Annotated in this window: 21 protein-coding genes and 1 pseudogene; 13 read left to right on the top strand and 9 right to left on the bottom strand. The window is 52.5% G+C overall.

The window, feature by feature from the left end:
* Window positions 1-46 precede the first annotated feature (46 nt).
* The 3 genes from MKZ35_RS13810 to MKZ35_RS13800 all read left to right on the top strand — a co-directional run bounded on the left by MKZ35_RS13810 (window position 47) and on the right by MKZ35_RS13800 (window position 3,193).
* On the top strand, window positions 47-511 hold the full coding sequence (locus MKZ35_RS13810) for a GNAT family N-acetyltransferase (RefSeq protein WP_482513824.1): 465 nt from the start codon (window positions 47-49) through the stop codon (window positions 509-511).
* A gap of 127 nt (window positions 512-638) precedes the next feature.
* On the top strand, window positions 639-1,295 hold the full coding sequence (locus MKZ35_RS13805) for a hypothetical protein (protein WP_482513823.1): 657 nt from the start codon (window positions 639-641) through the stop codon (window positions 1,293-1,295).
* Window positions 1,187-3,193 carry a S9 family peptidase gene (locus MKZ35_RS13800; RefSeq protein WP_482513822.1) on the top strand — a complete coding sequence of 669 codons (2,007 nt, stop codon included), beginning with the start codon at window positions 1,187-1,189 and terminating at the stop codon, window positions 3,191-3,193. The genes MKZ35_RS13805 and MKZ35_RS13800 overlap by 109 nt, the downstream gene beginning before the upstream one ends.
* A gap of 48 nt (window positions 3,194-3,241) precedes the next feature.
* On the opposite strand, the gene MKZ35_RS13795 is transcribed toward MKZ35_RS13800, so the two are convergent.
* The 4 genes from MKZ35_RS13795 to MKZ35_RS13780 all read right to left on the bottom strand — a co-directional run bounded on the left by MKZ35_RS13795 (window position 3,242) and on the right by MKZ35_RS13780 (window position 7,513).
* Window positions 3,242-4,459 carry a hypothetical protein gene (locus MKZ35_RS13795; protein ID WP_482513821.1) on the bottom strand — a complete coding sequence of 406 codons (1,218 nt, stop codon included), beginning with the start codon at window positions 4,457-4,459 and terminating at the stop codon, window positions 3,242-3,244.
* Between the two features lie 631 nt (window positions 4,460-5,090).
* A complete protein-coding gene (locus MKZ35_RS13790; protein WP_482513820.1) occupies window positions 5,091-6,356 on the bottom strand; it encodes a hypothetical protein in 1,266 nt (421 codons plus the stop codon).
* Window positions 6,357-6,683: 327 nt separating this feature from the next.
* Complete coding sequence (locus tag MKZ35_RS13785; RefSeq protein ID WP_482513819.1) at window positions 6,684-6,971, bottom strand: phosphatase PAP2 family protein; 288 nt, start codon at window positions 6,969-6,971, stop codon at window positions 6,684-6,686.
* Window positions 6,908-7,513, bottom strand: coding sequence for a hypothetical protein (locus MKZ35_RS13780; RefSeq protein WP_482513818.1), 606 nt, complete (start codon window positions 7,511-7,513; stop codon window positions 6,908-6,910). Before MKZ35_RS13780 ends, MKZ35_RS13785 begins: the two co-directional genes overlap by 64 nt.
* 202 nt (window positions 7,514-7,715) lie before the next feature.
* Here MKZ35_RS13780 and metK point away from each other — a divergent pair.
* Window positions 7,716-8,974: pseudogene (gene metK, locus MKZ35_RS13775) on the top strand (methionine adenosyltransferase).
* Window positions 8,975-9,061: 87 nt separating this feature from the next.
* On the opposite strand, the gene hpf reads toward metK, so the two are convergent.
* The 5 genes from hpf to MKZ35_RS13750 form a co-directional block, all read right to left on the bottom strand.
* Window positions 9,062-9,361, bottom strand: a complete 300-nt coding sequence (gene hpf, locus MKZ35_RS13770; protein ID WP_084445783.1) for a ribosome hibernation-promoting factor, HPF/YfiA family — start codon at window positions 9,359-9,361, stop codon at window positions 9,062-9,064.
* A 48-nt stretch (window positions 9,362-9,409) separates the two neighbouring features.
* Window positions 9,410-9,640 carry a tyrosine-type recombinase/integrase gene (locus tag MKZ35_RS13765; RefSeq protein ID WP_317175166.1) on the bottom strand — a complete coding sequence of 77 codons (231 nt, stop codon included), beginning with the start codon at window positions 9,638-9,640 and terminating at the stop codon, window positions 9,410-9,412.
* A gap of 25 nt (window positions 9,641-9,665) precedes the next feature.
* Window positions 9,666-10,295, bottom strand: a complete 630-nt coding sequence (locus MKZ35_RS13760) for a site-specific integrase (RefSeq protein ID WP_482513817.1) — start codon at window positions 10,293-10,295, stop codon at window positions 9,666-9,668.
* A gap of 137 nt (window positions 10,296-10,432) precedes the next feature.
* Window positions 10,433-10,627, bottom strand: coding sequence for a 30S ribosomal protein S21 (gene rpsU / locus MKZ35_RS13755; protein ID WP_482513816.1), 195 nt, complete (start codon window positions 10,625-10,627; stop codon window positions 10,433-10,435).
* A 119-nt stretch (window positions 10,628-10,746) separates the two neighbouring features.
* On the bottom strand, window positions 10,747-11,886 hold the full coding sequence (locus tag MKZ35_RS13750) for an acyl-CoA dehydrogenase family protein (protein WP_482513815.1): 1,140 nt from the start codon (window positions 11,884-11,886) through the stop codon (window positions 10,747-10,749).
* Between the two features lie 149 nt (window positions 11,887-12,035).
* Here MKZ35_RS13750 and MKZ35_RS13745 point away from each other — a divergent pair, with 149 nt between their 5' ends.
* From MKZ35_RS13745 to MKZ35_RS13705, 9 genes are all read left to right on the top strand, one after another.
* Window positions 12,036-13,004 (top strand): polysaccharide biosynthesis/export family protein, encoded by a 969-nt coding sequence (locus tag MKZ35_RS13745; protein ID WP_482513814.1) that lies wholly within the window; start codon window positions 12,036-12,038, stop codon window positions 13,002-13,004.
* A gap of 30 nt (window positions 13,005-13,034) precedes the next feature.
* A complete protein-coding gene (locus tag MKZ35_RS13740; protein ID WP_482513813.1) occupies window positions 13,035-15,488 on the top strand; it encodes a polysaccharide biosynthesis tyrosine autokinase in 2,454 nt (817 codons plus the stop codon).
* A gap of 22 nt (window positions 15,489-15,510) precedes the next feature.
* Window positions 15,511-16,290 carry a tyrosine-protein phosphatase gene (locus MKZ35_RS13735; protein ID WP_482513812.1) on the top strand — a complete coding sequence of 260 codons (780 nt, stop codon included), beginning with the start codon at window positions 15,511-15,513 and terminating at the stop codon, window positions 16,288-16,290.
* Between the two features lie 66 nt (window positions 16,291-16,356).
* Window positions 16,357-17,382, top strand: a complete 1,026-nt coding sequence (locus MKZ35_RS13730; RefSeq protein WP_482513811.1) for an NAD-dependent epimerase/dehydratase family protein — start codon at window positions 16,357-16,359, stop codon at window positions 17,380-17,382.
* Between the two features lie 88 nt (window positions 17,383-17,470).
* Entirely contained in the window at window positions 17,471-18,868 is a 1,398-nt protein-coding gene (locus MKZ35_RS13725; protein WP_482513810.1) for a tetratricopeptide repeat protein, read from the top strand.
* A 104-nt stretch (window positions 18,869-18,972) separates the two neighbouring features.
* On the top strand, window positions 18,973-19,803 hold the full coding sequence (locus MKZ35_RS13720; protein WP_482513809.1) for a phosphosulfolactate synthase: 831 nt from the start codon (window positions 18,973-18,975) through the stop codon (window positions 19,801-19,803).
* Window positions 19,804-19,985: 182 nt separating this feature from the next.
* Window positions 19,986-21,317, top strand: coding sequence for a PQQ-dependent sugar dehydrogenase (locus MKZ35_RS13715; protein WP_482513808.1), 1,332 nt, complete (start codon window positions 19,986-19,988; stop codon window positions 21,315-21,317).
* Window positions 21,318-21,485: 168 nt separating this feature from the next.
* Window positions 21,486-22,544: a bile acid:sodium symporter family protein gene (locus tag MKZ35_RS13710; RefSeq protein ID WP_482513807.1), complete on the top strand. Its 1,059-nt coding sequence runs from the start codon at window positions 21,486-21,488 to the stop codon at window positions 22,542-22,544.
* A 91-nt stretch (window positions 22,545-22,635) separates the two neighbouring features.
* Entirely contained in the window at window positions 22,636-23,292 is a 657-nt protein-coding gene (locus MKZ35_RS13705) for a DedA family protein (protein WP_482513806.1), read from the top strand.
* The last annotated feature ends 28 nt before the right edge of the window (window positions 23,293-23,320 follow it).

Below are 23,320 nucleotides of genomic sequence, written 5' to 3'. Positions count from 1 at the left end.
GTTGCTCTGCATGACCGCCTAATAATTAACCTTGCTACTTAGGACAATGCCTTCCAGCCTTCACCAACGCGCCGATGGCTACCTCATCTCCACCGACCCCGCCCGCCTGGACCTGGCCGTTATCCACGATTTTCTGGCTAATGACTCATACTGGGCCCGTAATATGCCCCGCGAATTGCTGGAGCGGGCCATTCAGAACTCGCTCAATTTCGGCCTGTACGCCCCCGATGGCCGCCAGGCCGGCTTCGCCCGCGTTGTCACCGATCGGGCCACGTTCACCTGGCTCTGCGACGTGTTTGTGCTGCCTGAGTTTCGCGGCCAGGGCTTATCGAAGTGGCTAATGGAGTGCGTGTGGGCGCACCCCGATTTGCGGGGGCAGCGCCGCCATTTGCTGGCCACAATGGATGCGCACACGCTCTATACCCAGTTCGGATTTAGCCCCCTGGCCCAGCCTGAGCGGTTTTTGGAGATACGCTTCGCCAATCCGTACGGCGTGCCGACCAGCCACTAGAATGTAGCGCGAACTTTTAGTTCGCGTATCGTTGGGGTTATTGTTAAGGATGCTCTTAGCCAGTCCTTCACCGATACGCGAACTAAAAGTTCGCGCTACAGGCAGCCGACTGCAACACCTGCCGCCCATGTCTGTCCTTGCCGTGGGCTTGCGTATGTTGCGGGTAGCTTTCATGTTTCATCTTTCTTACTACCTGATGCGCGTTTCGTTCGTCGTGCGGGCGCTGGCTTTGTTGGGGCCGGTTTCTGCTGCTTTTGCTCAAACTCCCACCACCGCGCCGGCTACTTCGCTCGCGCCGCTTACGGTCGAGAAAATCATGCGCGACCCGGCGCAGTGGATTGGTACGGCTCCTTCCAATGTGTATTGGGGTGAAGATGGCAAACGCATCTACTTCAACTGGAACCCCGAAAAAAACCGTCGTGATTCGCTGTATGCGGTTGCTCCCAGCGGCGGCGCGCCCCGCAAGATCAGCCTGCGCGACCAGTTAAATTTGCCCCCCAGCAGCGGTGTATACGACCAGAAGTTTGCCCGCAAAGTCTATGAGAAGGACGGCGACATTTATTTGCTCGACCTGAAAACTAACAAGGCTCGGCGCGTGACCAATACGGCCGAGCGCGAATCAGATGCGGCTTTTGCTCTGCAAGGCCAGCTCGTGAGCTACACGCGGGGGGCAATTTGTTTACCTGGAACCCGGCCAATGGCGAAACCGTGCAGCGCACTGATTTTCGCAAGGGCAACAACCCCACGAAAGGCTCACCCACCGATCAATCGGAAAAGTACCTGAAGGCGCAGCAGCTGGCTTTGTTCCAGGTAATTCGGCAGCGCGACCAAGACCAGCAGGATCGGCAGCGTGCGCAGAAAGCGTTGAATAAGCTGCGTCCGAAGGCTATTTACTTGGGCCTCAAAAGCGTGCGCAACCTTCAGCTCAGCCCCGATGGACGCTTCGTGACGTACTCGCTGGTGCAGGAGCCCGGTAGTGAGAAAGTTGCCATCGTGCCCAGTTTCGTGACGGCTACGGGCTTTACCGAGGACATTTCGAGCCGCACGAAAGTAGGCGCGCCCCAAACCGCTATGGAGCTGGGTATCTATGACATTGGCCGTGATACCACGTTCGTGCTGGGCTACCGCGACTTGAAAGGCCTGGACGAACAACCCGCGTATCGCAAAGAGTATCAGCTGAAAGCCAAAGCCCCAACGGCCGCCGATTCAACTAAAGCCACGGCCGCCACGGCGAAAAAAGCCGAAAAACCCGCGACGGAGCTACGCCGCGTGGCCCCATTTGGCCCGTTCTGGTCCGACAACGGCGAGCGGGCCTTCCTGGTGATGCGCTCCGCCGACAACAAGGACCGCTGGATTGTGGCTCTCGACCCAAGTACACAGAAAATTGCGCTGCTCGACCGGCAGCGCGACGAAGCCTGGATCAATGGTCCGGGTATTGGCTACGGGGCGGGAAATGTGGGCTGGCTGCCGGATAACAAGCGCGTGTGGTTTCAAAGCGAGGAGAGCGGCTACTCACATCTTTACACGGTAGACGTAACCAATCAACAGCGTAAAGCCCTGACCAGCGGCAAGTTCGAGATTCAAAAAGCCGAGCTTTCCCGCGACAAAGAGACGTGGTATCTATCGGCCAACAAAACGCATCCTGGCGAGCAGCACTTCTACCGTATGCCGGTATCTGGGGGGCAAATGACCCAGATTACGACGCTGCCCGGCGCGCATGAGGTCACCGTTTCGCCCGACGAGAAGACGCTGGCCGTGCGCTACAGCTACGCCAATAAGCCCTGGGAGCTGTTTGTGATGGACAATAAGCCGGGCGCCAAAATGCGCCAGCTTACTAACTCGCTCACCTCTGAGTTCAAAAGCTACGCCTGGCGTGACCCGGAAGTCATTACCATCAAAGCCCGCGACGGAGCCGACGTCTACGCCCGCCTTTACCGGCCCGCCAACGCCGTAGCGCAAGGTCCGGCCGTGATTTTTGTGCATGGCGCCGGCTATTTGCAGAACGCGCATAAGTGGTGGAGCCAGTATTCCCGCGAGTATATGTTTCACAACCTGCTCGTCGAACAGGGCTACACCGTGCTTGACATCGACTACCGGGGCTCCAGCGGCTACGGCCGCGACGTGCGCACGGGCATCTACCGCTTTATGGGAGGCAAAGACCTGACCGACCACGTAGACGGCGCGAAGCTGCTCACGGAGAAATACGGCGTCAGTCCGCAACGCATTGGCATTTATGGCGGCTCCTACGGCGGCTTTATTACGCTGATGGCCATGTTCACGGAGCCCGAGGTGTTCAAAGCCGGCGCCGCCCTGCGCTCCGTTACCGACTGGGCCCACTACAACCACGGCTACACCGATAACATCCTCAACGAGCCGTATAACGACTCGCTGGCCTACGCGCGCTCGTCGCCCATTTATCACGCCGAAGGCCTGAAAGGCGCTCTGCTCATGTGCCACGGCATGGTTGATACCAACGTGCACTTTCAGGACATCGTGCGCCTCACTCAGCGCCTCATCGAGTTGAAGAAGGAGAACTGGGAGCTGGCCGTGTATCCCGTCGAAGACCACGCCTTCATAGAGCCCAGCTCCTGGACCGACGAATACAAGCGGATTTTGAAGCTGTTTGAGACCAACCTGAAACCGGCCGGAGCGGGCGCCGCCGGTAGTAGCGGCGGCAACTAAGCTAAAAGCAAACGCCTGATGGTATATCATCAGGCGTTTGCTTTTAGCTTAGTACGGCTTGGCGTCTCGCTTACCAAGCAGTCGCACTCCCATTAGCAGCCCCACGCTCCAATTTCGGGCGGTATATTCATAGCCTTGGCTGAGATAACTCTCGTCTGGGTCCCGAACGATAAGGTCATCCCTATAATACCCCTTGCCATAGAGCCGGCCATTAACACTAAATGACAGGCGCCCTGTTTGCAAGCCCGCTTCCAGATAGGGGAAGAACGTGGTGCGAAATCCATACACGAAAGAGCTAGAGGTGCCAATCATAGAACCGTCGCCGGCCCGCCGCCGTGGTGTAGTACCGTAGCGCAGGGTACTCTTATCCCTCCATAAGTACTTCACTTCAATACCCATACCGGCAAAGGCTTGATATGGACCTACGAGCCGCAGGCCCCGCAAGCTAATATGATTGGCAAGGAGAGTGCCACCCCATGCGAAAGTGCCTTGTGGGACTTGCCCGTTGGGTGACGTAGGTAAGACACCCGTACGACCATAACGGCTGAGTACAGCATCGATGTGTAGTGCCGTGCGACGTGCCGGATGTATTATGTCCACGTAGGCTCCGCCCTGTGCATGCAAGCGCCCGTCAGCATCCACGCCTTGCAACGTATAATGCTCAACACCAAGCGCCTGGGTTGTTTGTAAGCGCATAGAATTAAAGCGCGTCCCAATCAGCAGCCCAGCGGAGGTTGCTACTCGGCGCCGGCCCACTTCTTCTGGCTCGTAATACACCCGATTGGCCTCGCCGGGCGTGTTGTAGCGTTGGTTATACGCTTGCACCAGTCCTATCATGGCAGTGGGGGTGAAAGGCGTGTTCTCGATTTGCGCTACTACGGCAGGGCAATCAATAAAGTATAAGCGCAGCTGATTCTGATAATCATTGCCATCCGCAACTACCGACTGCCTAGCTCGCACATAAAGACGTTCGGTCATTTCAACCCAAGGCTGTTGGGGCCGGCGCACGAAATAATGATGCACATCATCCAGTGTTATAGCCAGCAGCATAGCCGGTCCATCGACCAGCACATCCGCCATTACGGAATCAGGCTGTTGCTGAAAGTGAAGTCCTTTTGGTAGGCGCTGAACGTCGGTCTGCGCGCCGCGGTCCAGCGGCAGCAGCTCATGGCGCAACAGCCGGCCTGAAGCCAAGGCAATAGCGCGCAGTTGGCTAGCTTGATATGTCTGGTTGGAAGCCCCCGGCGTAGCTCGAAAGCGTACCACTTTAGGCGGATTGCTCCAAAAGGCATTCTCTACTTCACCTCGTAGTGTATCACCCTGATAACTAACTAACTGATGTTACGCGGCAACTGCACCTCTGCCTCAGAAAGAAGCTATTGCTGCTTCAGGAAACATCCTTTCCAAGCAATCGACTAATATGCCGCGTAACATCAGTAACTAAATAACCGGGCTCGAATATTTGAGCTTGCACTAGGCCGCATGTAGCAGCCAATAAAAAAACACATAGACAATAGCGAGTAATCATTTAATCAAATGCAAAGGGAAAGTGTGAGAAAAGAGGTGATATGCGTTGGCTCTAGACAGTAAACGAATGTGAGCCTTAAGCCCCCAATTCATTATAGCATACCAGAATGCCAAGCTCGGTTGAAATAAACGCACGCCATTAAGGATAGAGTACTAATACCGCGCCATACAATAGAAAGAATAAGAGACCAGTTTCTTTTTGGCATTAGCTTCCCTGAAGCTTATTTAATTATATAAATTCACAAAAAAGCCCCCCAGTGTTTGCCTGGGGGGCTTTTTTGTGCTCATGTTTTCAAATAGGTAGTTTGTAAAGCGGGCGCTTAGCAATTAGACTACTGATGCTGACCAAACTTCATATGTTACTCACCAACTACCGGCTTGCTGGCGCATCAGGATTGGCGTTAAGACGAAACCCGACCGTGGCTGAGAAGCTCCAAGGGCGGCCTGTGTACTCATTACCGAGGTCGGCGGCGCTGGTACTCAGTAAATCAGTACTCAACGAATCAAAATAATCGACTTTACGATAGGCACAAACGTCGAGCGCCGCAGTCAGACGGCCCTGCCGCCAGCCAGCCTCCATATAAGCCAAACTGTTGAGTCTGGCTGCGTTAACGAAATAGTCCTGTGTATAAGACAGTGTCGGCGACACGTATTCCAGCAACGATTCCTGTTTCCAGAGATATTGAAATACGATACCTGCACCATAGAAAAAACGGGCCTGCATCTGACCCATTGGCACAAAGTAGCGTCCGCCCATCCGAGCGGTGCCTATGGTGCCACGCCACACGTAGCGCCCATTCTGCCCATTCGACGTCGATACATGACCCTGCTGCCCATACGTACTCATGCTCACATCAAGGTGTAAAGCGGTCTTTCGACCGCCGTGCAGTACATCCAGATACAGGCCGCCGAGCGAGTGGGGCCGGTTGTCGATGTTTAAGCCATCCAGTAGGGCATAGCGTGTGCCATTGACTGTCTGATTGCGCAAACGGAAGCTATTGAGCCGTACTCCACCCAACACGCCACCATTAAAGCCCACGCGGCGTTTTGGGGCGTCGGTAAGGGTAAAGTCGATGCCTAGCTGATGGCCGACGGCGCATTCCTGATTATATAGCTGCACGAGGCTTATGAGGCCTGCATCCGTGTACGGAATGGAGGTGGCTGCCTGTGCCACTCGCGGGCAGTCACCAAAACAACCGGCCATTTGAGCTTTATAATTATTGCCATCGGCCACAGTCAATTGGCCATTTATCCGGCGCATATAAAGACGTTCTGCCAGTTCTATATAACCTTGGTTTTCGCGGCGTACCCAGTAGTGTACGGCTCCTGGCAGTGCCACCCGAAGCAGTGTAGCCTCCCCTTCCACCAGCACTTCTGCTACCACAAATTCTGTTTTCTGCCTGAACGTCAATTGTTCGGGCAGCTGGGGTAGCCGCGTTTCCGCGTAGCGGTCGAGAGGCAGCAGCTCGCGCCGAAAGAAGCGGCCCGGTGTTAGGGCAAAGCTGCTTATCTGATCAGGCTTGTACACGATGATGGCCGCATTCGGGCCACTGCGAAACCGCACTTCCGGTGGCGGCTCTACCCAAAAATTATTTTCAATTTCACCCCGTAGCGTGTCGCCTGTAGTTTTTACCAAAAAACCCGGATCAAATCGTTGCGCTTGGACCAAGCTGCTTGTAGCTGCAAAACAAAGAGTAAGAAGGAAATAGCGTGTAAACATTCAGGTCAATAGTATAGAGAAATAGTGGGTCACAACTTGGTTTTCGTCTGCCGGCGGCCCTTAACAAATGCCGCACCAGTTGCCGAAATAAGGGTATTGCTACGCAGTTGGCACTAGCCGCTTGACTTCTATACTTTTCGTTTTAACTGAATAGATGCCAATAAATACAGCTTACTCATATAAGCAAGAAAGCCCCCCAGAATATTCTGGGGGGCTTTTTTGTTGAATATGTCGTTAAGATTACTACATCTGCCGCGTCAGTGAGAAGCCGCTGTATGAATACCCATTCGGCGTAAAGCCTTGCATGGGTAGCAGCGAAAAGCCCTTGCCACTGCGGTTCACCTTGTGCAAGTGCGGCACCAGTATGCCAGCCCCGGCACCCACGGCGTAGCCAACAAGGTTGTCGGAAAGGAAGTGCTTGCCGGCGCGTAAGCGCAGGTAGCCCACGGTAGCGGGTACGGCCGCGGCTACGGCCCACACATACGGTCGCGCTTGAGAGTTGGGGTGAAAGTCGTTGAACACTTTGGCCATAAAGAAGGTCGCCGTGGCTGTAGCGGCCGTATGACCCGCAAAAAGGAGTTGGTCGAGTTACGGTTAGTGCGCTGATTTATATCCAGCGTCGGATCATAGGCCAGCGGCCGACTGCGCTCTGTCAGCGCCACGGTAGAAGTAAACAGTGTGCCGGTCACGGCCAGAGTTTGAATATAAAGGGCTCCCAATTGCCCAAATTTCTTGCTCATATCCTTGTCGAGCAAGAACAGCGCTACCGGGGCGGCCAACGAGCCATAGAAGGGATAGTCGCTCAGGCGCTTGGCACTTTCACTCGAATAGCCTGCCGAAAACCGGTCGAACCGGTTCACATCTTCCCGGCGCAGGGCAAAAGCTTCCCCATCGGTTAGGCCATCTTTTTTCTGCATCCCGTTCAGCCCAACGGCCGTTCCCAGGATCAGAGCACCCGTAACAGGTGCGTCAATACCAAAATTGGTGCGGTAGGGCGAGCGCTGCTGACCTAAGCCAGGTACAGCCGCTGAGAGCGTAACAAAGACAAAAAATGAACGAACAATATTTCTCATGGGGAGCCAGGTAAAACGCAGGAATGGGTACCCAAACGCAGGTTTTAGGTAAAAGTTGGTGGCTCCCTTTCTTGAGATTGAAGCTGGGGGGCTTTTTTAGTTAATTATTTCCTTCGTCATTTTCCTTTAGCTTTGCGGCCTTCCGCGCCTTTGGCGCACAGCTAAGTTTCTTTTTTACCGACGACGTTCTATTCCGACCCTGATGTCCTACTTGTTCACTTCCGAGTCTGTTTCGGAAGGCCATCCCGATAAAGTTGCCGATCAAATTTCTGACGCTATCCTCGACGAGTTTCTTCGTCAGGACCCTAATTCTAAAGTCGCTTGCGAAACGCTGGTAACTACTGGCTTAGTAGTAGTAGCTGGCGAAGTAAAATCCAAGGCATACGTAGATGTGCAGGCAGTAGCCCGCAACGTGATTCGGCGCATTGGCTATACCAAAGCTGAGTATAAATTTGAAGCGGAAAGCTGCGGCATCCTGTCGGCTCTGCACGAGCAGTCGCCCGACATCAATCAGGGAGTAGAGCGCCAAAGCCCCGAGGATCAAGGGGCCGGTGACCAGGGAATGATGTTTGGCTACGCGACGCGCGAAACCGACAACTACATGCCTCTGGCTCTGGACTTATCGCACCGTCTGCTGCGTGAGCTGGCGGCCATCCGCAAGGAAGGGAAGGAAATGACCTATCTGCGTCCCGATGCCAAGTCGCAGGTAACCATTCGCTACGCCGACGACAACACGCCTGAGGCCATCGACACCATCGTGGTCAGCACCCAGCACGACGATTTCGACGAGTCGGAAGCAGGTATGCTAAAGTGCATTTCGGAAGATATCCGCAACATCCTGATTCCCCGCGTGAAAGCTGGCCTGAGCGCCGATGTGCAACAGCTCTTCACCGACCAGATTACCTATCACATCAACCCCACCGGCAAGTTTGTCATCGGTGGTCCCCACGGCGACTCTGGTCTGACTGGTCGCAAGATTATCGTGGATACCTACGGCGGAAAAGGGGCGCACGGCGGGGGGCTTTTTCGGGCAAAGACTCCTCGAAAGTTGACCGCTCAGCAGCGTATGCGGCTCGTCATATCGCCAAAAACCTGGTGGCTGCCGGCGTAGCCGATCAAGTGCTAGTGCAGGTAGCTTACGCTATCGGCGTAGCCCAGCCGGTTGGCCTCTACGTGACTACCTATGGCACCACGAAAGCCAAGGGCAGTAACGGCCTGCTCACCGACGGTGAAATTGCTGATAAAGTGAATAACCTGTTCGATATGCGGCCGTTTGCTATCGTGCAGCGCTTCGGTCTGCAGAACCCTATATTTGGTGAAACTGCCGCTTATGGACATATGGGCCGCGAGGCTGGTACCACGGAAGTAAAGCTCGCCAATGGCGAAACCCGCACGTACGAAACCTTCACTTGGGAGAAGCTGGATTACGTGGATAAGATCAAGGCTGAGTTCGGTCTGTAAGCCAAACGAGCACCTGCGCTAAATAATAAGGGCGCCCTTCCTCAGTGGAAGGGCGCCCTTATGTTGTATTTGTATTCGCAATCAGCCTTAATGGCTCGTTAATTTTTCCTTATGCTTTTTTATCTGACGACGTAGGCCTTCTGCTGCTTCGTCGGTGGCTGCCTCGAAGGTGGCCGCATCTGCTTGGCTGAACAGCGTACTGCCGGGCACCAGTACTTTGAGCTCAACGGTCTTATTATCAATACCGTCCTTGTTGTTCAGCTTCATAATAACCTCGCCTTCGGTTACACGGTCGTAGAAGGTTTCGAGCTTATCGAGACGCTTCTGGATGAAATCAAGTAGGCTCTGGTCGGCGGTGAAATGCACCGAATGCATCTGTACTTTCATCGTAAATAGGGGTTTGGTAAATAGAAAGGAAAACACTCAACTAGGTACTTAAGCCTTCGGATGGGCTTTGTCAAATACGGATTTGAGCTTGTCAATCGACAAGTGCGTGTACACCTGAGTAGCCGCCAGGTTCGCATGACCAAGCAATTCTTTAATCGCGTTCAAGTCGGCACCCTTGCTCAGTAGATGGGTAGCAAACGAGTGCCGCAGCACATGCGGGTGCTGCTGCGACGAGGCAGTGGTGATTTGACTTAAATACTGCTTCACGGTGCGATACACGAGTTTTTCGTACAGTGGCTCATGCTTATCTGTAACGAGGAGAAAACCACCGGCGTTGTCGGGGGGCAAATTCAGCCTGCTTGCGTTCTATATAGCTTTCCAGCGATATAAGCAGGGTCGGGTTCAGGGGCACCACCCGCTGCTTGTTGCCTTTACCGGTCACGCGTACCGTGCGAGCCGCTAGGCTGAGGTCGTCGTGGCGAATACCTATTAGCTCCGAAAGGCGAATACCGGTGCCATAGAGTAGCTCCAGAATAAGCTGGTCGCGGGAGCCAACAAACGAATCGGCAAACTCAAAGCTGTTGAGTAAGCCGTTCAGCGCGTCCTCCGGTACAAAGTCGGGGAGCTTTTTGGCCGTTTTGGGCGAAGTAATGCGCAGCATCGGATTGCGCTGAATAGCGCCCGTACGCAACAAGTACTTATAATAGGAGCGCAGGCAGGCAATCTTACGATTCACGGTGCGCGGGTCGCGCTGCTGCTGCATCAGCTCCACTATCCAGGAGCGGATCAGGGTATGGTCGGCCTGGGCCGGGTCCGTTAGCTCATACTCAGTGAGCAGGTACTCGACAAACTGCCGAAGATCAGTTTGGTAGGAAATTACCGTATGCGGACTGAAACGCCGCTCAAAGCGCAGATAGTCGAGAAATAGATTCATACGCAGGGGTTCAGCCGCTGGGGGGCAATTATCCAATGTAAGAATTTAAATCGAAACTTTTGGACGCGAAAAAACCGGCTGATTCGCTTACGTAAGCAGATCAGCCGGTTATCACGAAAAGCTTGGTAAGCTAAACGCTAGTAATTCTCAGTAGCGTACATGTTCTGCTTGTACACAGCTTTCTCTCTCTGCTTCCGCTTCGTAATAGAAGGCTTTTGGAAGAACGTACGGCGACGTAGTTCCTTCAGCACACCCGTGCGCTCGAACTTTTTCTTGAAACGCTTCAGAGCCCGGTCAACCGACTCGTTGTCTTTGATTTGAACGATGATCATATATGCAGTGGAGTTGAAAACTTTCTATTAAGGGGGCAAAGATAATCACAGATTTTGAAGATTTAAAAATGCTTACGCAGATTCATGTTTCATAGCTGTTAAATCCGCCAAATCAAAGCCTATTTCAGTAGCGTGCGGGCAATAACCAGCTTCTGAATTTCGGAAGTGCCTTCACCAATGGTGCAAAGCTTGGAGTCGCGGTAGTATTTTTCGGCTGGGTAATCCTTGGTGTAGCCGTAGCCGCCAAAAATCTGTACGCCTTCATTCGCAGCCCGTACGCATACCTCCGACGCATACAGCTTAGCCATAGCCGATTCCTGGGTCACGTTCAAACCTCTGTCCTTCATATCAGCAGCGCGGTAGGTAAGCAAAGCTGCCGCTTCAATTTCGGTAGCCATATCGGCTAGCTTGAATGCAATGCCCTGGAAGTTGGAAATAGGCTGGTTGAACTGATGACGCTCCTTGGAATATTGAGTTGCCGCTTCAAAAGCTCCTTGCGCAATACCCAGGCTTAGAGCTGCAATAGAAATTCGCCCCCCATCAAGCACTTTCATGGACTGGATAAACCCTTCACCTACTTCGCCCAGGATATTCTCCTTTGGTACGCGGCAATCAGTAAAAATCAATTCTGTAGTCTCCGAGGCACGCATGCCCAACTTGTCTTCCTTGCGGCCGTGCGTAAAGCCTTCGGTAGGCTTTTCAATCACAAACGCTGTCATGCCGTGTGAGTCACCGACCTCGCCGGTGCGGGCAATAACTACCGCAATGTTGCTGCTTTTGCCGTGCGTAATAAAGTTTTTGGCGCCATTAAGTATGTAATAGTCACCATCCTCAACGGCTACCGTACGCATGTTGCCAGCATCAGAGCCGGTATTGGGCTCAGTGAGGCCCCAAGCACCGATCCATTCAGCCGAAGCTAGTTTCGGCAACCATTTGCGCTTCTGCGCTTCCGAGCCAAATTGAAGAATGTGACCCGTGCAAAGGGAGTTGTGCGCGGCCATCGACAGGCCAATGCTACCATCAATCTTCGCCAGCTCAGCTATAGCCGTTACATATTCAACGTAACCGAAGCCGGAACCGCCATACTCCTGGGGCACCAGTACGCCCATCAGGCCCAAATCACCAAGCTGCTTGAACACATCAATGGGGAACTCCTGACTTTCGTCCCATTCCATCATGCGAGGCTTGATATGAGTGGCGCCAAAGTCGCGCACCATTTGGGCAATCATTGTCTGGTTCTCGGTAGCTACTAATTCCATGGGTGGGAAGTGATTTGGGTGGGTGGTAAAAGTATAACCAGCAAGAGCCGGTTTTGGGTTCGCAAAAATACTACTTTGCTTTCACAGAAGTGTAGGTGCAACTCCGTGTGAGGACCCCAATTTTGAAAGGGTGCGCTAATTCGGTTACTTTGAAGGTTTTTCAGGGAAAATTACGCTTGGCTTTTGCTATTCTCCCGACACTTCTCCACCTGACCTCGGCTCTTTTGGCTTGTATGCTACAACCCGTCCTTCGTCGTTTACTGCCTATCTGGTTGCTAAGCGTACCGCTTTTATTGTTGTCGTTCTCCTGTACGACGTCAAAAATCACCCAACAAAATGTACTATTTCGCTTAGAGGGCACAACCGTCGATACGGCTCGTTTGCGCACGGCTGTCAACAGAATGGAGCGCAACTATGTCCTACAGCCGAATGACTACGTTGAGGTGCAGGTATACACGAATAAGGGCGAGCGGATTGTCGATCCTAACGGCGAATTAACGTTCGGGTCTTCTGGCAGGCAAGGTGCTCGGCCTGCCGGGCAGCAGGGTGGCAATACTAGTGGCGGTACCACCTTTCTAATTCAAGCCAATGGAGTTGCCAAATTACCTTTGGTAGAGTACGTAAAGCTTAGTGGATTTACGCTTCTCGAAGCGGATAGTGTTCTTAATATTGGCTACAGCCAATATTATGAGCAGCCTTTCGTAGTAACGCGAGTAACAAATAATCGCATCATTGTATTAGGCGCCGTTGGAGGTGGAGGCGGGGTTATTCCCATGTCAAACGATAATATGAACCTTATTGAAGTATTGGCAATTGCCGGAGGCATAGAAGGGGGTGCAGTTGGTACAGGTGGCGGCCGCATAGGACGCACTACCAACATTCGTCTTATCCGGGGCGATTTAAAAAATCCTCAAATACAAGTTATTGACTTATCAACGTTTGAGGGGATGCGCCGGGCTAATTTGCAAGTGGAACCCAATGATATAGTTTATGTTGAGCCTATACGTCGGCCTTTCTATGAGGCCTTGACCGACGCCGGACCAGTTTTTGGTATAGCTTCAAGTATCATAAGCCTGCTTACTACGGTCTATTTCATTACAACGGCTAATAGGAATTAGGCTTGTTCTCTTAACTAATATAATGCGCTGATGGCAGCGAAAGAAGAAGCCGATTTGGAAGAGTTGATCCGTAACGCGGGGGACTCGGACGCGGAAGAAAAAGAAGATGAAGGGATAGGTTTAGACCTAACTACCTTACTGCAGGTAGCTCGTAAGAGCATACCTTGGATAATCCTGCTTATTATATTGGGTCTAACGGGTTCATGGCTATTTCTTCGCTACACAAAACCGGTATATCTTTCCTCTTCGATATTAAAAATTGATGAGAAGACGGAAGCTGGGGTATTAGGCTTGGGCGGGGCATTTGGTGCCTTAGAAAAGCGTCGAGGGGGTGCTTTGCTCGGTGAAGTGGAATTGATAAAATCAAACCTAATATATCGTCGCCTTAAAGACTCGCTTGTCCTCGACATCAATTACTATGTAGAGGGAACCGTGTTAGAGTCGGAACTATATAATAAAACGCCCTTCCGTGTAGCATATACTATTAAAGACCCAGCGTTCTACAATAGAAAGTTGAACGTTGATTTCGTTGCTTCTAATCAGTTTCGACTTAGCTACTTAGAAGGAGACCAAGAAGTAAGTGAACTCTACGCTGTGGGTCAGCCTATTAATATGCCTGGCATAGAGCTGCAGCTCACGACTTACGCGCCCGTACTTGATGCAAGTGTGCTGAATGCGCGTTATTTCTTTACTATACTAGATGAGGGCACTTTAAATAACTATTTAAATACCAATCTATCGGTCGAGATAGTTAATCCTGACGCTAATACAGTTCAGATTTCCTTTACTGATTTCAACCCAGCAAAAGCACAGGAGATAGTCAATAATATTGATGCCGTATATCTGCAGGAGAAACTGGCGCAGAAACAGGAAGCATCGGCTAAAAGCCTGCGATTTTTGAGTGAGCAGACTGATATTACGAATAATAAGCTGCAGAAAGCTGAGGATAATATGCAATCCTTTGCCCGGGAGAATAAAACATATAACGTACGAGGTGACGCCGCTGCGATATTTGATAAAATAGCTGCGCAGGAAGAAAGGCGTCAGGAACTGCTGCAAAGACAGAGCCTGCTAACGAACCTTAGTCGGCTTGTAGAACAAGAGCAACTGACGACAAACGAGGATTCGACTGTAGCACAAAGTATTCCGGGTCTGACAGCATTAGGCGACACGCGGCTTTCCGGGGAGATCGAGGCAATGAACGAGTTGCAATGGAATCTGCGCCGCATCTTGCGTTCTTATAAGGAAACAACGGAGCCCGTAAAGCTTATTCGATCACAGCTAGAGTTCAAAAAGAATACTATTGTGCAGCTTTTGGAGCAAAATAGGTTGCTGCTGCAAAAGCAGATAGATAAGGTAGATCAGCAAAGCAACGAACTTAGTTCTAAGCTTGAAATACTCCCGCAGAAGGCAACAGAGCAGGCCCGTTTACAGCGACCATTCGAGTTGTACGAGAAAACCTATGTCAATCTCATTAACCGGGACATGGAGTTTCGTCTCGGCTTAGCTGGTATCACAGCAGATTTTCAAATCTTATCGCCGGCTAGTAAACCAAGCCTACCTATTTCGCCTGTTCGTTCTATGATTTACGCCATTGGCTTAGCAGGTGGAACTTTGTTAGGTCTTGCGTTAGTAGCTGTTCGATATTTTCTGCATGATACCGTCACGAATACGCGTGAGTTGGAGCGCATGACCTCAGCAGCATTGCTCGGTGTGATTCCTACTTATGACAAAGAAAAAATGACCGTGTCGAAGCTGGTCGTGGATAAAAATCCTAAATCTGCTATCTCTGAGTCTATCCGCTCCATTCGTACTAACTTGGATTTTATAGGCTCATCGCGAAAGAAGCGCATTATATCGGTTACGTCAACGGTGTCGGGTGAGGGTAAAACCTTTGTAACAGTTAATCTGGGGGGCATTATTGCTTTGTCGGAGCAGCGGGTTGTAATCCTGGATCTTGATATGCGAAAGCCAAAAGTGAACTTGGCTTTTGGAACTGAGAATGTGCGAGGTATCAGCACCATCCTTATCGAGAAGCACACCGCTGAGGAATGCATTCAGCATACCAGCATTCCAACGCTGGATTTTATCTCGGCCGGTCCCACACCACCAAATCCGTCGGAACTAATCCTGAATCCAAAGTTCGACGAACTATTAGCCGAATTACACCAGCACTATGATGTGATTTTGATCGATACGCCTCCGGTTGGACTCGTTACGGATGGTATCCTGATTATGCGCAAGGCTGACATTCCGCTTTATATCGTGCGGGCAGGCTATTCTAAGAAAGCTTTTCTGAAGAATATCAATAAGCTGATTCGGACGAACAACTTTACTCGTCTTAGCACTATTTTGAACGACGCCAGTGCTACCGGTCTTGCTGGCTACGGTTATGGCTATGGCTATGGCTACGGTCAGGGCTATTACGATGAGCCAACGCCTCGCAAGGGCATAATTAGCCGACTGCGGCAGCGAACCTCTTAAAATCAGCCTCTTCCTACTAAACATGGCTTCTTTTCTACGCAAGATTTTCGGCCAAGCGGCTTCTGTGCCGCTGGTTAACGAAAGCTTGCTAGCCGAGCTTGGTGCTGATATGCACTCGCATCTGCTGCCCGGCTTAGATGATGGAGCTGAAACCATCAAGCAGTCATTATCCTTACTGGAAGCTATGCAGGCACTGGGGTACCGCAAGCTGATAATGACTCCTCATATTATGGGGGATTTTTATAAGAATACTCCCGCTACGGTTCAGGCGGCATTGGTGCGCATGCGCGAAGCCGCTACGGCCGCAGGCTTCACCGATATTCAGCTTGAGTGTGCAGCTGAATACTACCTGGATGAATGGCTGGGGGGAAAATTAGATAGCGGAGAAGGCCTTCTAAGCTTTGGCGGCGCCAAAAAATACCTGCTGCTGGAAACGTCCTACATGAACGAGCCCTTCAACATGCAGGATATCATCTTCCGGCTGAAAGCGTTGGAATACCAGCCGGTACTAGCTCATCCTGAACGCTACACATATTTATATGGCCGCTTTTCTGAATTAGAAAAGATTCACGACAACGGCGTGTTGTTTCAGGTTAACCTTAATTCACTAGCAGGTTATTATTCATCTGGAGCCCAGCGGGTAGCCGAGAAGCTAATCGATGCTCGCTTGGTGGATTTTGTGGGTACTGACGTGCATACTCTCAAGCACATAGAAACCTTGCGTAACAAAGTGCTGCCTACCGCTTATTTAAAAAAAGTGCTGGCTCTGCCTTTGTTGAACAATACATTATTGACTGATTAGTCTATCAGCTGCTTGCTGTCTAATTATATAACTACCTGCCATTCGACCATTTAACCTCTGCTATTTATGGTTTTTGTAACTGGTGGTAGTGGTTTGTTGGGCAGTTTTCTGATTCCTGCCCTAGTGGCACGGGGCTATTCGGTGCGGGCCCTTTATAGGCAGCAGGTGCCAAGTATTCAGGAAGCCGATAAGGTGGAGTGGATAGAAGGTGACTTACGCGACACTAGCCTGTTGCGCACCGCATTGGCCGGGGTTACCCACGTTTTTCACTGCGCTGGCTTGGTTTCGTATGCGCCGCAGGATGAGGCAAAACTGCAACAGATAAATGTAGAAGGTACGGCTGCCGTGGTAGATGCCTGCCTGGAGCAAAGCTCAGATATCCGGCTGTGCCATGTGTCGTCGGTGGCGGCGTTGGGCGGGGCTTCAGTGGATATGAAGAAGGGCCGGGGGGCAAATATGATGGTAGATGAAACGGCCAAATGGGATTTGGGGGCTGGCCACAATGCGTACGCTACCTCTAAATACTTTGGCGAGCTGGAAGTGTGGCGCGGGATTTCAGAAGGTCTGTCCGCTGTTATTGTGAATCCTTCGGTAGTACTTGGGCCCGCCGATTGGCAGCGCAGCAGTACCCGACTCTTTCGTTACGCGCATCAGGAACATGCTTTCTATACCCCCGGCAGCCTGAATTATGTAGATGTGCGCGACGTTGTGGAGGCCATGCTTCGCTTAACTTTTCAAAGTGAAGTCGCTGGAGAGCGGTTTATTCTGAGCGGTGGCGTCGTGCCTTTGCGCGATTTTCTGGTTCAGGCGGCTAAATGCTTCGGCAAAAAGCCCCCCACGGTGGCTGTGCCCAACTGGGCGGCCGAAACGATCTGGCGCCTAGAGCATGTGCGCTCCGTGCTGACGGGTGCACGGCCGCTTATCACCAAGGATACAGCTCGAGCGGGCCGGCGACCAGTGGTATACAACGCGGCCAAAGTGAAGACGGCTACGGGCCTGCGCTTCCGGCCACTGGCCGAAACGATTAAGTGGTGTTGCGCAGGCCTGACAGCAGCGAACCAGCCTTCGCCCGGTGTGGTTATTGTATCTTAAGCCAGCAGTGTTATCTTCCGTGATTCCGTCGCCGGGCGCCAGCAAGTCTGCCGTTTTGGCGACCTTTGAGTCTTGCATACGAATGAGAATGAACGAAAACTTTGAAGAAAGGCAGCAAGTGCTGGATACCGTGCGCCGGTTTGAGCACATGGTAGCCCAAAACGAGTCTGTCTTTTTTGATTTGGCCGATTTTGAGAATATCATCGACCATTATACGACCAACACGCAGTATGACAAGGCGTTACACGCCTGTGAGACTGCTATAGCGCAATATCCGTTTTCCACTGAGCTGCTCATCGACCGCTCGCAGGTATTGGCCATGAAAGGCGAATACTCCGCCGCGGCCCGGCAGATTGAAGACGTAGCTCAACTCGACCCAACTAATCCAGATGTGGCCGTTACCCGCGGCATTATTGCCACGCAGAAAGGCGAGTTTGCCGAAGCGGTAGCTTTTTTCCATGATGCGGCCGAGCATTCGCCGGAGCGCGAGGATATCTATTTCAACCTCGGCCTGGCTTATCAAAGCTGGCAGAAGTTTAAGAGCGCGGCCAAGTACTACAAGATGAGCCTGCGCCTAAGCCCCGACAACGACATGGCGGTGCAGGAGCTGCTTTACTGCCTAGAGGTGAGCGAGCGGCTGGAGAAGAATCTGGAATTTTTCCGTCGCTTTACCGACGAGGATCCTTACTCCGCTACGGCGTGGTACAATCTGGGGCAGGCCTATTATCGGCTGGGGCAGTACGACCAGGCAGTGGCGGCTTTTGAGTACGCCATTCTGGTCGACGCTACCTTTTATGAGGCGCATGCTTTCCTGGCCAGCACGTATGTAAGCCAGGAAAAGTATCAGGAGGCTATTGCTGAGTTCAACCTGAGCTATTCTGCTGGTGAGCCTACGGCCGAAGCGCTGTGTAACATTGGCGAGTGCCACGAGAAAATGACCGAATGGGACCAGGCGCGGCGCAACTACCAGCGAGCCATTGATCTTGATCCGGAAATGGACGAGGCTTGGTTTGGTATGGGCGTGGTGCTGAATGCCCAGGAACGCTGGTTTGAAGCCGCTCATTTCTTCCGCAAAGCCACTACTCTTTACGACGAAAGCGTGGAGTATTGGCTGGCCTTAGCTGCTGCCGAATATCAGGTTGGCAATGTGGTGAGTGCGGTGGAATGCTACGACCGCGCTACGCAGGTGGGCCCTGACAATAAGGACGCGTGGCTGAACTGGAGTATTATTCTCTACGAGCAGGGCAACTACGATGGCGCCATTGATCTGATGCGCAACGCGGTGGAGATACAACCGGCTGAAGCTGAGCTACACTACCGCCTGTGCGCCTACCTGCTGGCCGCTGGCCGCTACCGGGAGGCTTACGAGAATCTGGAAAATGCGCTAGTTTTGGACTTCGATAAGCATCGTTTGCTTTTCGAGTACTTCCCTGAGCTGGAGTCGCAACGGGCCCTGGCTCGCCTGATTGATCAGTACCGGAAATAAATGGCTGAATGGTTAGATGGGTAAATGGCTGGTCGTTCTGTCACTTGTTGAACGACCAGCCATTTACCCATCTAACCATTTAGTAATAAAGTTATTCAACCCACATGAACTATCACCTCGATCAACTCCCCGAGCGTACCGCCAAACCCCGCGAACAAGGCTACACCATGGTTATGGATAAAGGCCTGAGTATTCGCGAAGTAGAAGACTTCCTGGAAGTTGGCGGCGAATACACCGACATCGTAAAGCTAGGCTGGGCTACCTCGTATGTAGTGCCCAATTTGAAGCGCAAGCTGGAAGTGTATAAAGCGGCCGGCGTGCCAGTGTACTTCGGTGGAACCTTGTTTGAGGCCTTTATCATCCGTAATAAATTCGATGACTACCGCCGGCTGCTGTCTGAGTTTGGAATGGAGTACGCCGAGGTTTCGGACGGCTCTTTGGAGTTGCCCCACGATAAGAAGTGTGAGTATATCCGTACGCTGGCCAAAGACTTGAACGTGTTGTCGGAGGTTGGCTCGAAGGATGCGGAGAAAATTATTCCGCCCTACAAATGGATTGCCCAGATGCAGACCGAGCTGGACGCTGGCTCTATCAAGGTAATCGGGGAGGCGCGTGAGGCCGGCAATGTGGGCCTGTTTCGGAGTACCGGCGAGGTGCGCTCGGGTCTGGTAGAGGAAATTCTGACCAAGATTCCCTTCGAGAAAATTCTGTGGGAAGCCCCCCAGAAGGCTCAGCAGGTGTGGTTTATTAAGCTACTTGGCAGCAACGTGAACCTGGGCAATATTGCGCCCAACGAAGTGGTGAGCCTGGAAACCATTCGGTTGGGCTTGCGCGGCGACACCTTCACGCATTTCCTAGATATGGACGCCGTAGATCCTATGTTTAAGCCTGAAATCAAAACCGGACGGCCCGGCACCTCTATGCCGCGCGGCTAGACTGTTTAGCTTTATTCCATCAAAAAAGCCCCCCAGCCGCTGTAATGCACAGCAGTTGGGGGGCTTTTTTGCGTCAGCTGGCAAGGCACGGCCCTGATAAGACAGAAGCAACAGTATTAACTCTATAGGCAGGAGTGCGTAAGCGGGTGTTGCACATAAGCAACCCTTGCTTACTTCTTGCCATGAAAAACTACCTGCTTTATCTACCGTTAGCGGCCTTATTAGCTTGCAACCAATCGTCGCCTCAGACGGAAGAAACAGTGGCTGCTACTACCTCTACAGATTCGGTGGCCACGCCGGCACTGCCCGAGCCATACGCCACACCGTCGGCAAAGAATTTCAGCAAGGTGATTGGCTGGCCGGAGGGCAAAATGCCCACGGTACCGACCGGGTTTACTATCACGGAATACGCCGCTGACTTGCAGAATCCGCGCTGGATGTATGTGGCTCCCAACGGCGATATTTTTATTGCCGAATCTAACTCAGTCCCAAAAACCTCCACGGCCAAGGGCGAGAAGGCGAAAGGCCTGAAACAGTCGGGGTCGATGAAGGAAACCAGCGCCAACCGCATCACACTGCTGCGCGACGCCAATAAAGATGGCAAGCCGGAGGTGCGCGAAACCTTCCTGACGGGCCTGAATCAGCCTTTCGGGATGCTGGTGGTTGGCGACAACTTCTATGTAGGCAATACCGATGCGGTGCAGCGCTTTCCTTACAAAGCTGGTCAAACCAAAATAACGGCTGGGGGGCAAAAAATCCTGGATTTACCCGTCGGCGGCTACAACAACCACTGGACCCGTAACCTGTTGGCCAACGCCGACGGCTCCAAGATCTATGTGTCGGTGGGCTCGGGCAGCAACGTGATGGAGAAGGGCGAAAAAAACGATGAGGGCCGGGCATTGATTCTGGAGATAAACCCCGATGGCTCCGGTAAGCGCGTGTACGCCAGCGGCCTGCGCAACCCCGTAGGTATGGATTGGCAGCCCGGCACGCAAGTACTCTGGACGGCCGTGAATGAACGCGATGAGCTGGGCGACGACCTGGTGCCCGATTACATGACCAGCGTGAAGGAAGGCGGCTTCTATGGCTGGCCTTACTCGTATTTTGGCCAGAACGAAGACCCACGCCGCAAAGGCGAGCGGCCTGACTTGGTGGCAAAAGCAATAGTGCCCGATGTAGCTTTGGGACCGCATACGGCGTCGTTGGGTCTGGCCTTTTATGATGCTAACGCCTTCCCAGCCAAATACCAGAGCGGCGCTTTCATTGGGCAGCACGGCTCATGGAATAGCTCGGAGTTCACCGGATATAAGGTCGTATTCGTGCCCTTTCAGAACGGTAAGCCCGCCGCACAGCCCGAGGATTTTATGACGGGGTTTGTAGCGAATGAAAGCACGAAGGAAGTGTATGGCCGGCCGGTTGGCGTGACGGTTTTGCCTGATGGCGCTTTGTTGGTGGCCGATGACGCGGGGGGCAAAATATGGCGCGTAACCGCAAATCAAGGCACGAAGTTATAAGTTGAATTGGGCATAACGTTGAATAAGCACGTCATGCTGAAGAATCGAAGCATCTCTATTGGTTAGTAATCAGATGAAGCGGTAGAGATGCTTCGATTCCTCAGCATGATCGGCTTGTTTTTAGCTTAAAACTTTAATTCAAAATGTGTTTATAGATTCAACATCTTCATGCTTCCATTTGCCCCAACCGCTAAAAAGCCCCCCAGCAGTCCGGTGCGCCGCCTGCGGGAACTCGCGCAGCGGGCCGGACTCGATGGGTTTCTCTTGGGCCTGATCGGGGTTATCGGCTTGGCTTATTTGTGGCCGGAGTTTGGGGCAGAAGATGGACCGCTGCCGCTGGGGCGCATTGCGCACTATGGCGTATCTGTTATTTTCTTTTTCTACGGCCTGCGCCTGAGTCGCGAAAAGCTAAAGGCCGGCTTGAGCAACTGGCGCTTGCACCTGGTAGTGCAGGGCACCACTTTTCTGCTGTTTCCGCTGCTCTTGCTGGCTGTGCGGCCGCTCTTCGATGCTGAAAAAAATCAATTACTGTGGCTGGGGGGCTTTTATCTGGCTGCCCTGCCTTCCACGGTTTCCTCCTCCGTCGTGATGGTTTCGATTGCCAAGGGCAATCTGCCGGCGGCCATTTTCAATGCCAGTATTTCCAGCTTGCTGGGCGTATTCATTACGCCGGTTTGGATGGCCTTATTTCTAACTCCCGGCACCTCCGGCGGCCTGGGTTCCACCATTCTCGATCTGGCCTTGCAGGTGCTGCTGCCTGTAGCGGTGGGCATTGTGTTACACTCGCGCCTGCACCAGTTTGCACAGCGCTTCGCCGGGCCCTTGCGCCTGCTCGATCAGGCAATTATTCTGCTCATTGTCTATACCTCGTTTTGCGAGTCGTTTGCCCAGGGCATTTTTCGGGGCTACTCGGCGGCCAACCTTATTGGGCTGGGCGCGGCTATGCTGACCTTGTTTTTCCTGGTGTATGGCTGCGTGCTGCTGCTGAGCCGGCTGGTAGGCTTTAACCGCGAAGACACCATTACAGCGCTGTTTTGCGGCTCCAAAAAGTCATTGGTTCAGGGCACCGTAATGTCGAAGGTGCTGTTCCCGGATGCCCGCACGGCCGGCCTGATTCTGCTGCCCCTGATGATCTATCACGCCCTCCAAATTCTGGTGGCCAGCATTGTAGCCCAAGCCCTGAGTCGGCGGGCCGAAAATCAGGCACCCATAAGCCCTGCTATGTAATAAAGCCGCTCGAAAAAGCTCCCCGGTCAGCAACTTTGGTGGCAGCCTGCTTTCTTTGCGGTATAATATCTTCGTCTACTATTCCTGTTTCATGGAAATCCTCAAGGACATCATTGAATTCATTCTTCATCTCGATAAACATCTCGGGGCCATTATCCAGGACTACGGTACGTGGACGTACGCTATCCTCTTCCTGATTATTTTCGTGGAAACGGGCGTCGTGGTATTGCCCTTTCTGCCCGGCGACTCGCTGCTGTTTGCGGCTGGCTCGCTGGCGGCGCTGCCCGGTTCGCCCCTGAATGTGTGGGTGATGATGGGCCTGCTCATCGTAGCGGCGGTGCTCGGCGACACGCTCAACTACCATATCGGCGACTATCTGGGGCCGCGCGTGTTCCGCGAGAATTCCCGCTTTCTGAAGCGGGAGCATCTTATTCGTACCCAGCAGTTTTATGAGAAGCACGGCGCCAAAACCATCATCCTGGCCCGCTTCATTCCCATCATTCGCACGTTTGCGCCCTTCGTGGCCGGCGTAGGCACCATGAGCTACACCAAGTTCCTGTCGTACAATGTGGTGGGGGGCGTTTTGTGGGTTGTTCTGCTCACGGGCGCGGGCTATTTCTTTGGCCAAATTGAAATAGTGCAGAAAAACTTCTCACTGGTCGTATTAGCCATTATCGGCTTGTCGATACTGCCGGTAATATTCGAGTTTGTGAAGTCGCGCCAAAGCAGCCGTCGGCCAGTAGCTTAATTCCGGATATTTATTTTTCAAATAAACC

Source organism: Hymenobacter sp. R533113 (assembly GCF_056835965.1).
This window is presented reverse-complemented; position numbering and strand designations above follow the sequence as displayed.

Bases quoted from the DNA above. Each gene is read 5' to 3' on its own strand.
- MKZ35_RS13740 (WP_482513813.1), top strand. From the start codon at position 13,035: ATGGCAGCGAAAGAAGAAGCCGATTTGGAAGAGTTGATCCGTAACGCG.
- MKZ35_RS13780 (WP_482513818.1), bottom strand. From the start codon at position 7,513: ATGAGAAATATTGTTCGTTCATTTTTTGTCTTTGTTACGCTCTCAGCG.
- MKZ35_RS13750 (WP_482513815.1), bottom strand. From the start codon at position 11,886: ATGGAATTAGTAGCTACCGAGAACCAGACAATGATTGCCCAAATGGTG.
- MKZ35_RS13730 (WP_482513811.1), top strand. From the start codon at position 16,357: ATGGTTTTTGTAACTGGTGGTAGTGGTTTGTTGGGCAGTTTTCTGATT.
- MKZ35_RS13720 (WP_482513809.1), top strand. From the start codon at position 18,973: ATGAACTATCACCTCGATCAACTCCCCGAGCGTACCGCCAAACCCCGC.
- MKZ35_RS13785 (WP_482513819.1), bottom strand. From the start codon at position 6,971: ATGGCCAAAGTGTTCAACGACTTTCACCCCAACTCTCAAGCGCGACCG.
- hpf (WP_084445783.1), bottom strand. From the start codon at position 9,361: ATGAAAGTACAGATGCATTCGGTGCATTTCACCGCCGACCAGAGCCTA.
- MKZ35_RS13710 (WP_482513807.1), top strand. From the start codon at position 21,486: ATGCTTCCATTTGCCCCAACCGCTAAAAAGCCCCCCAGCAGTCCGGTG.
- MKZ35_RS13705 (WP_482513806.1), top strand. From the start codon at position 22,636: ATGGAAATCCTCAAGGACATCATTGAATTCATTCTTCATCTCGATAAA.
- MKZ35_RS13715 (WP_482513808.1), top strand. From the start codon at position 19,986: ATGAAAAACTACCTGCTTTATCTACCGTTAGCGGCCTTATTAGCTTGC.
- MKZ35_RS13735 (WP_482513812.1), top strand. From the start codon at position 15,511: ATGGCTTCTTTTCTACGCAAGATTTTCGGCCAAGCGGCTTCTGTGCCG.
- MKZ35_RS13760 (WP_482513817.1), bottom strand. From the start codon at position 10,295: ATGAATCTATTTCTCGACTATCTGCGCTTTGAGCGGCGTTTCAGTCCG.
- rpsU (WP_482513816.1), bottom strand. From the start codon at position 10,627: ATGATCATCGTTCAAATCAAAGACAACGAGTCGGTTGACCGGGCTCTG.
- MKZ35_RS13725 (WP_482513810.1), top strand. From the start codon at position 17,471: ATGAACGAAAACTTTGAAGAAAGGCAGCAAGTGCTGGATACCGTGCGC.
- MKZ35_RS13810 (WP_482513824.1), top strand. From the start codon at position 47: ATGCCTTCCAGCCTTCACCAACGCGCCGATGGCTACCTCATCTCCACC.
- MKZ35_RS13805 (WP_482513823.1), top strand. From the start codon at position 639: ATGTCTGTCCTTGCCGTGGGCTTGCGTATGTTGCGGGTAGCTTTCATG.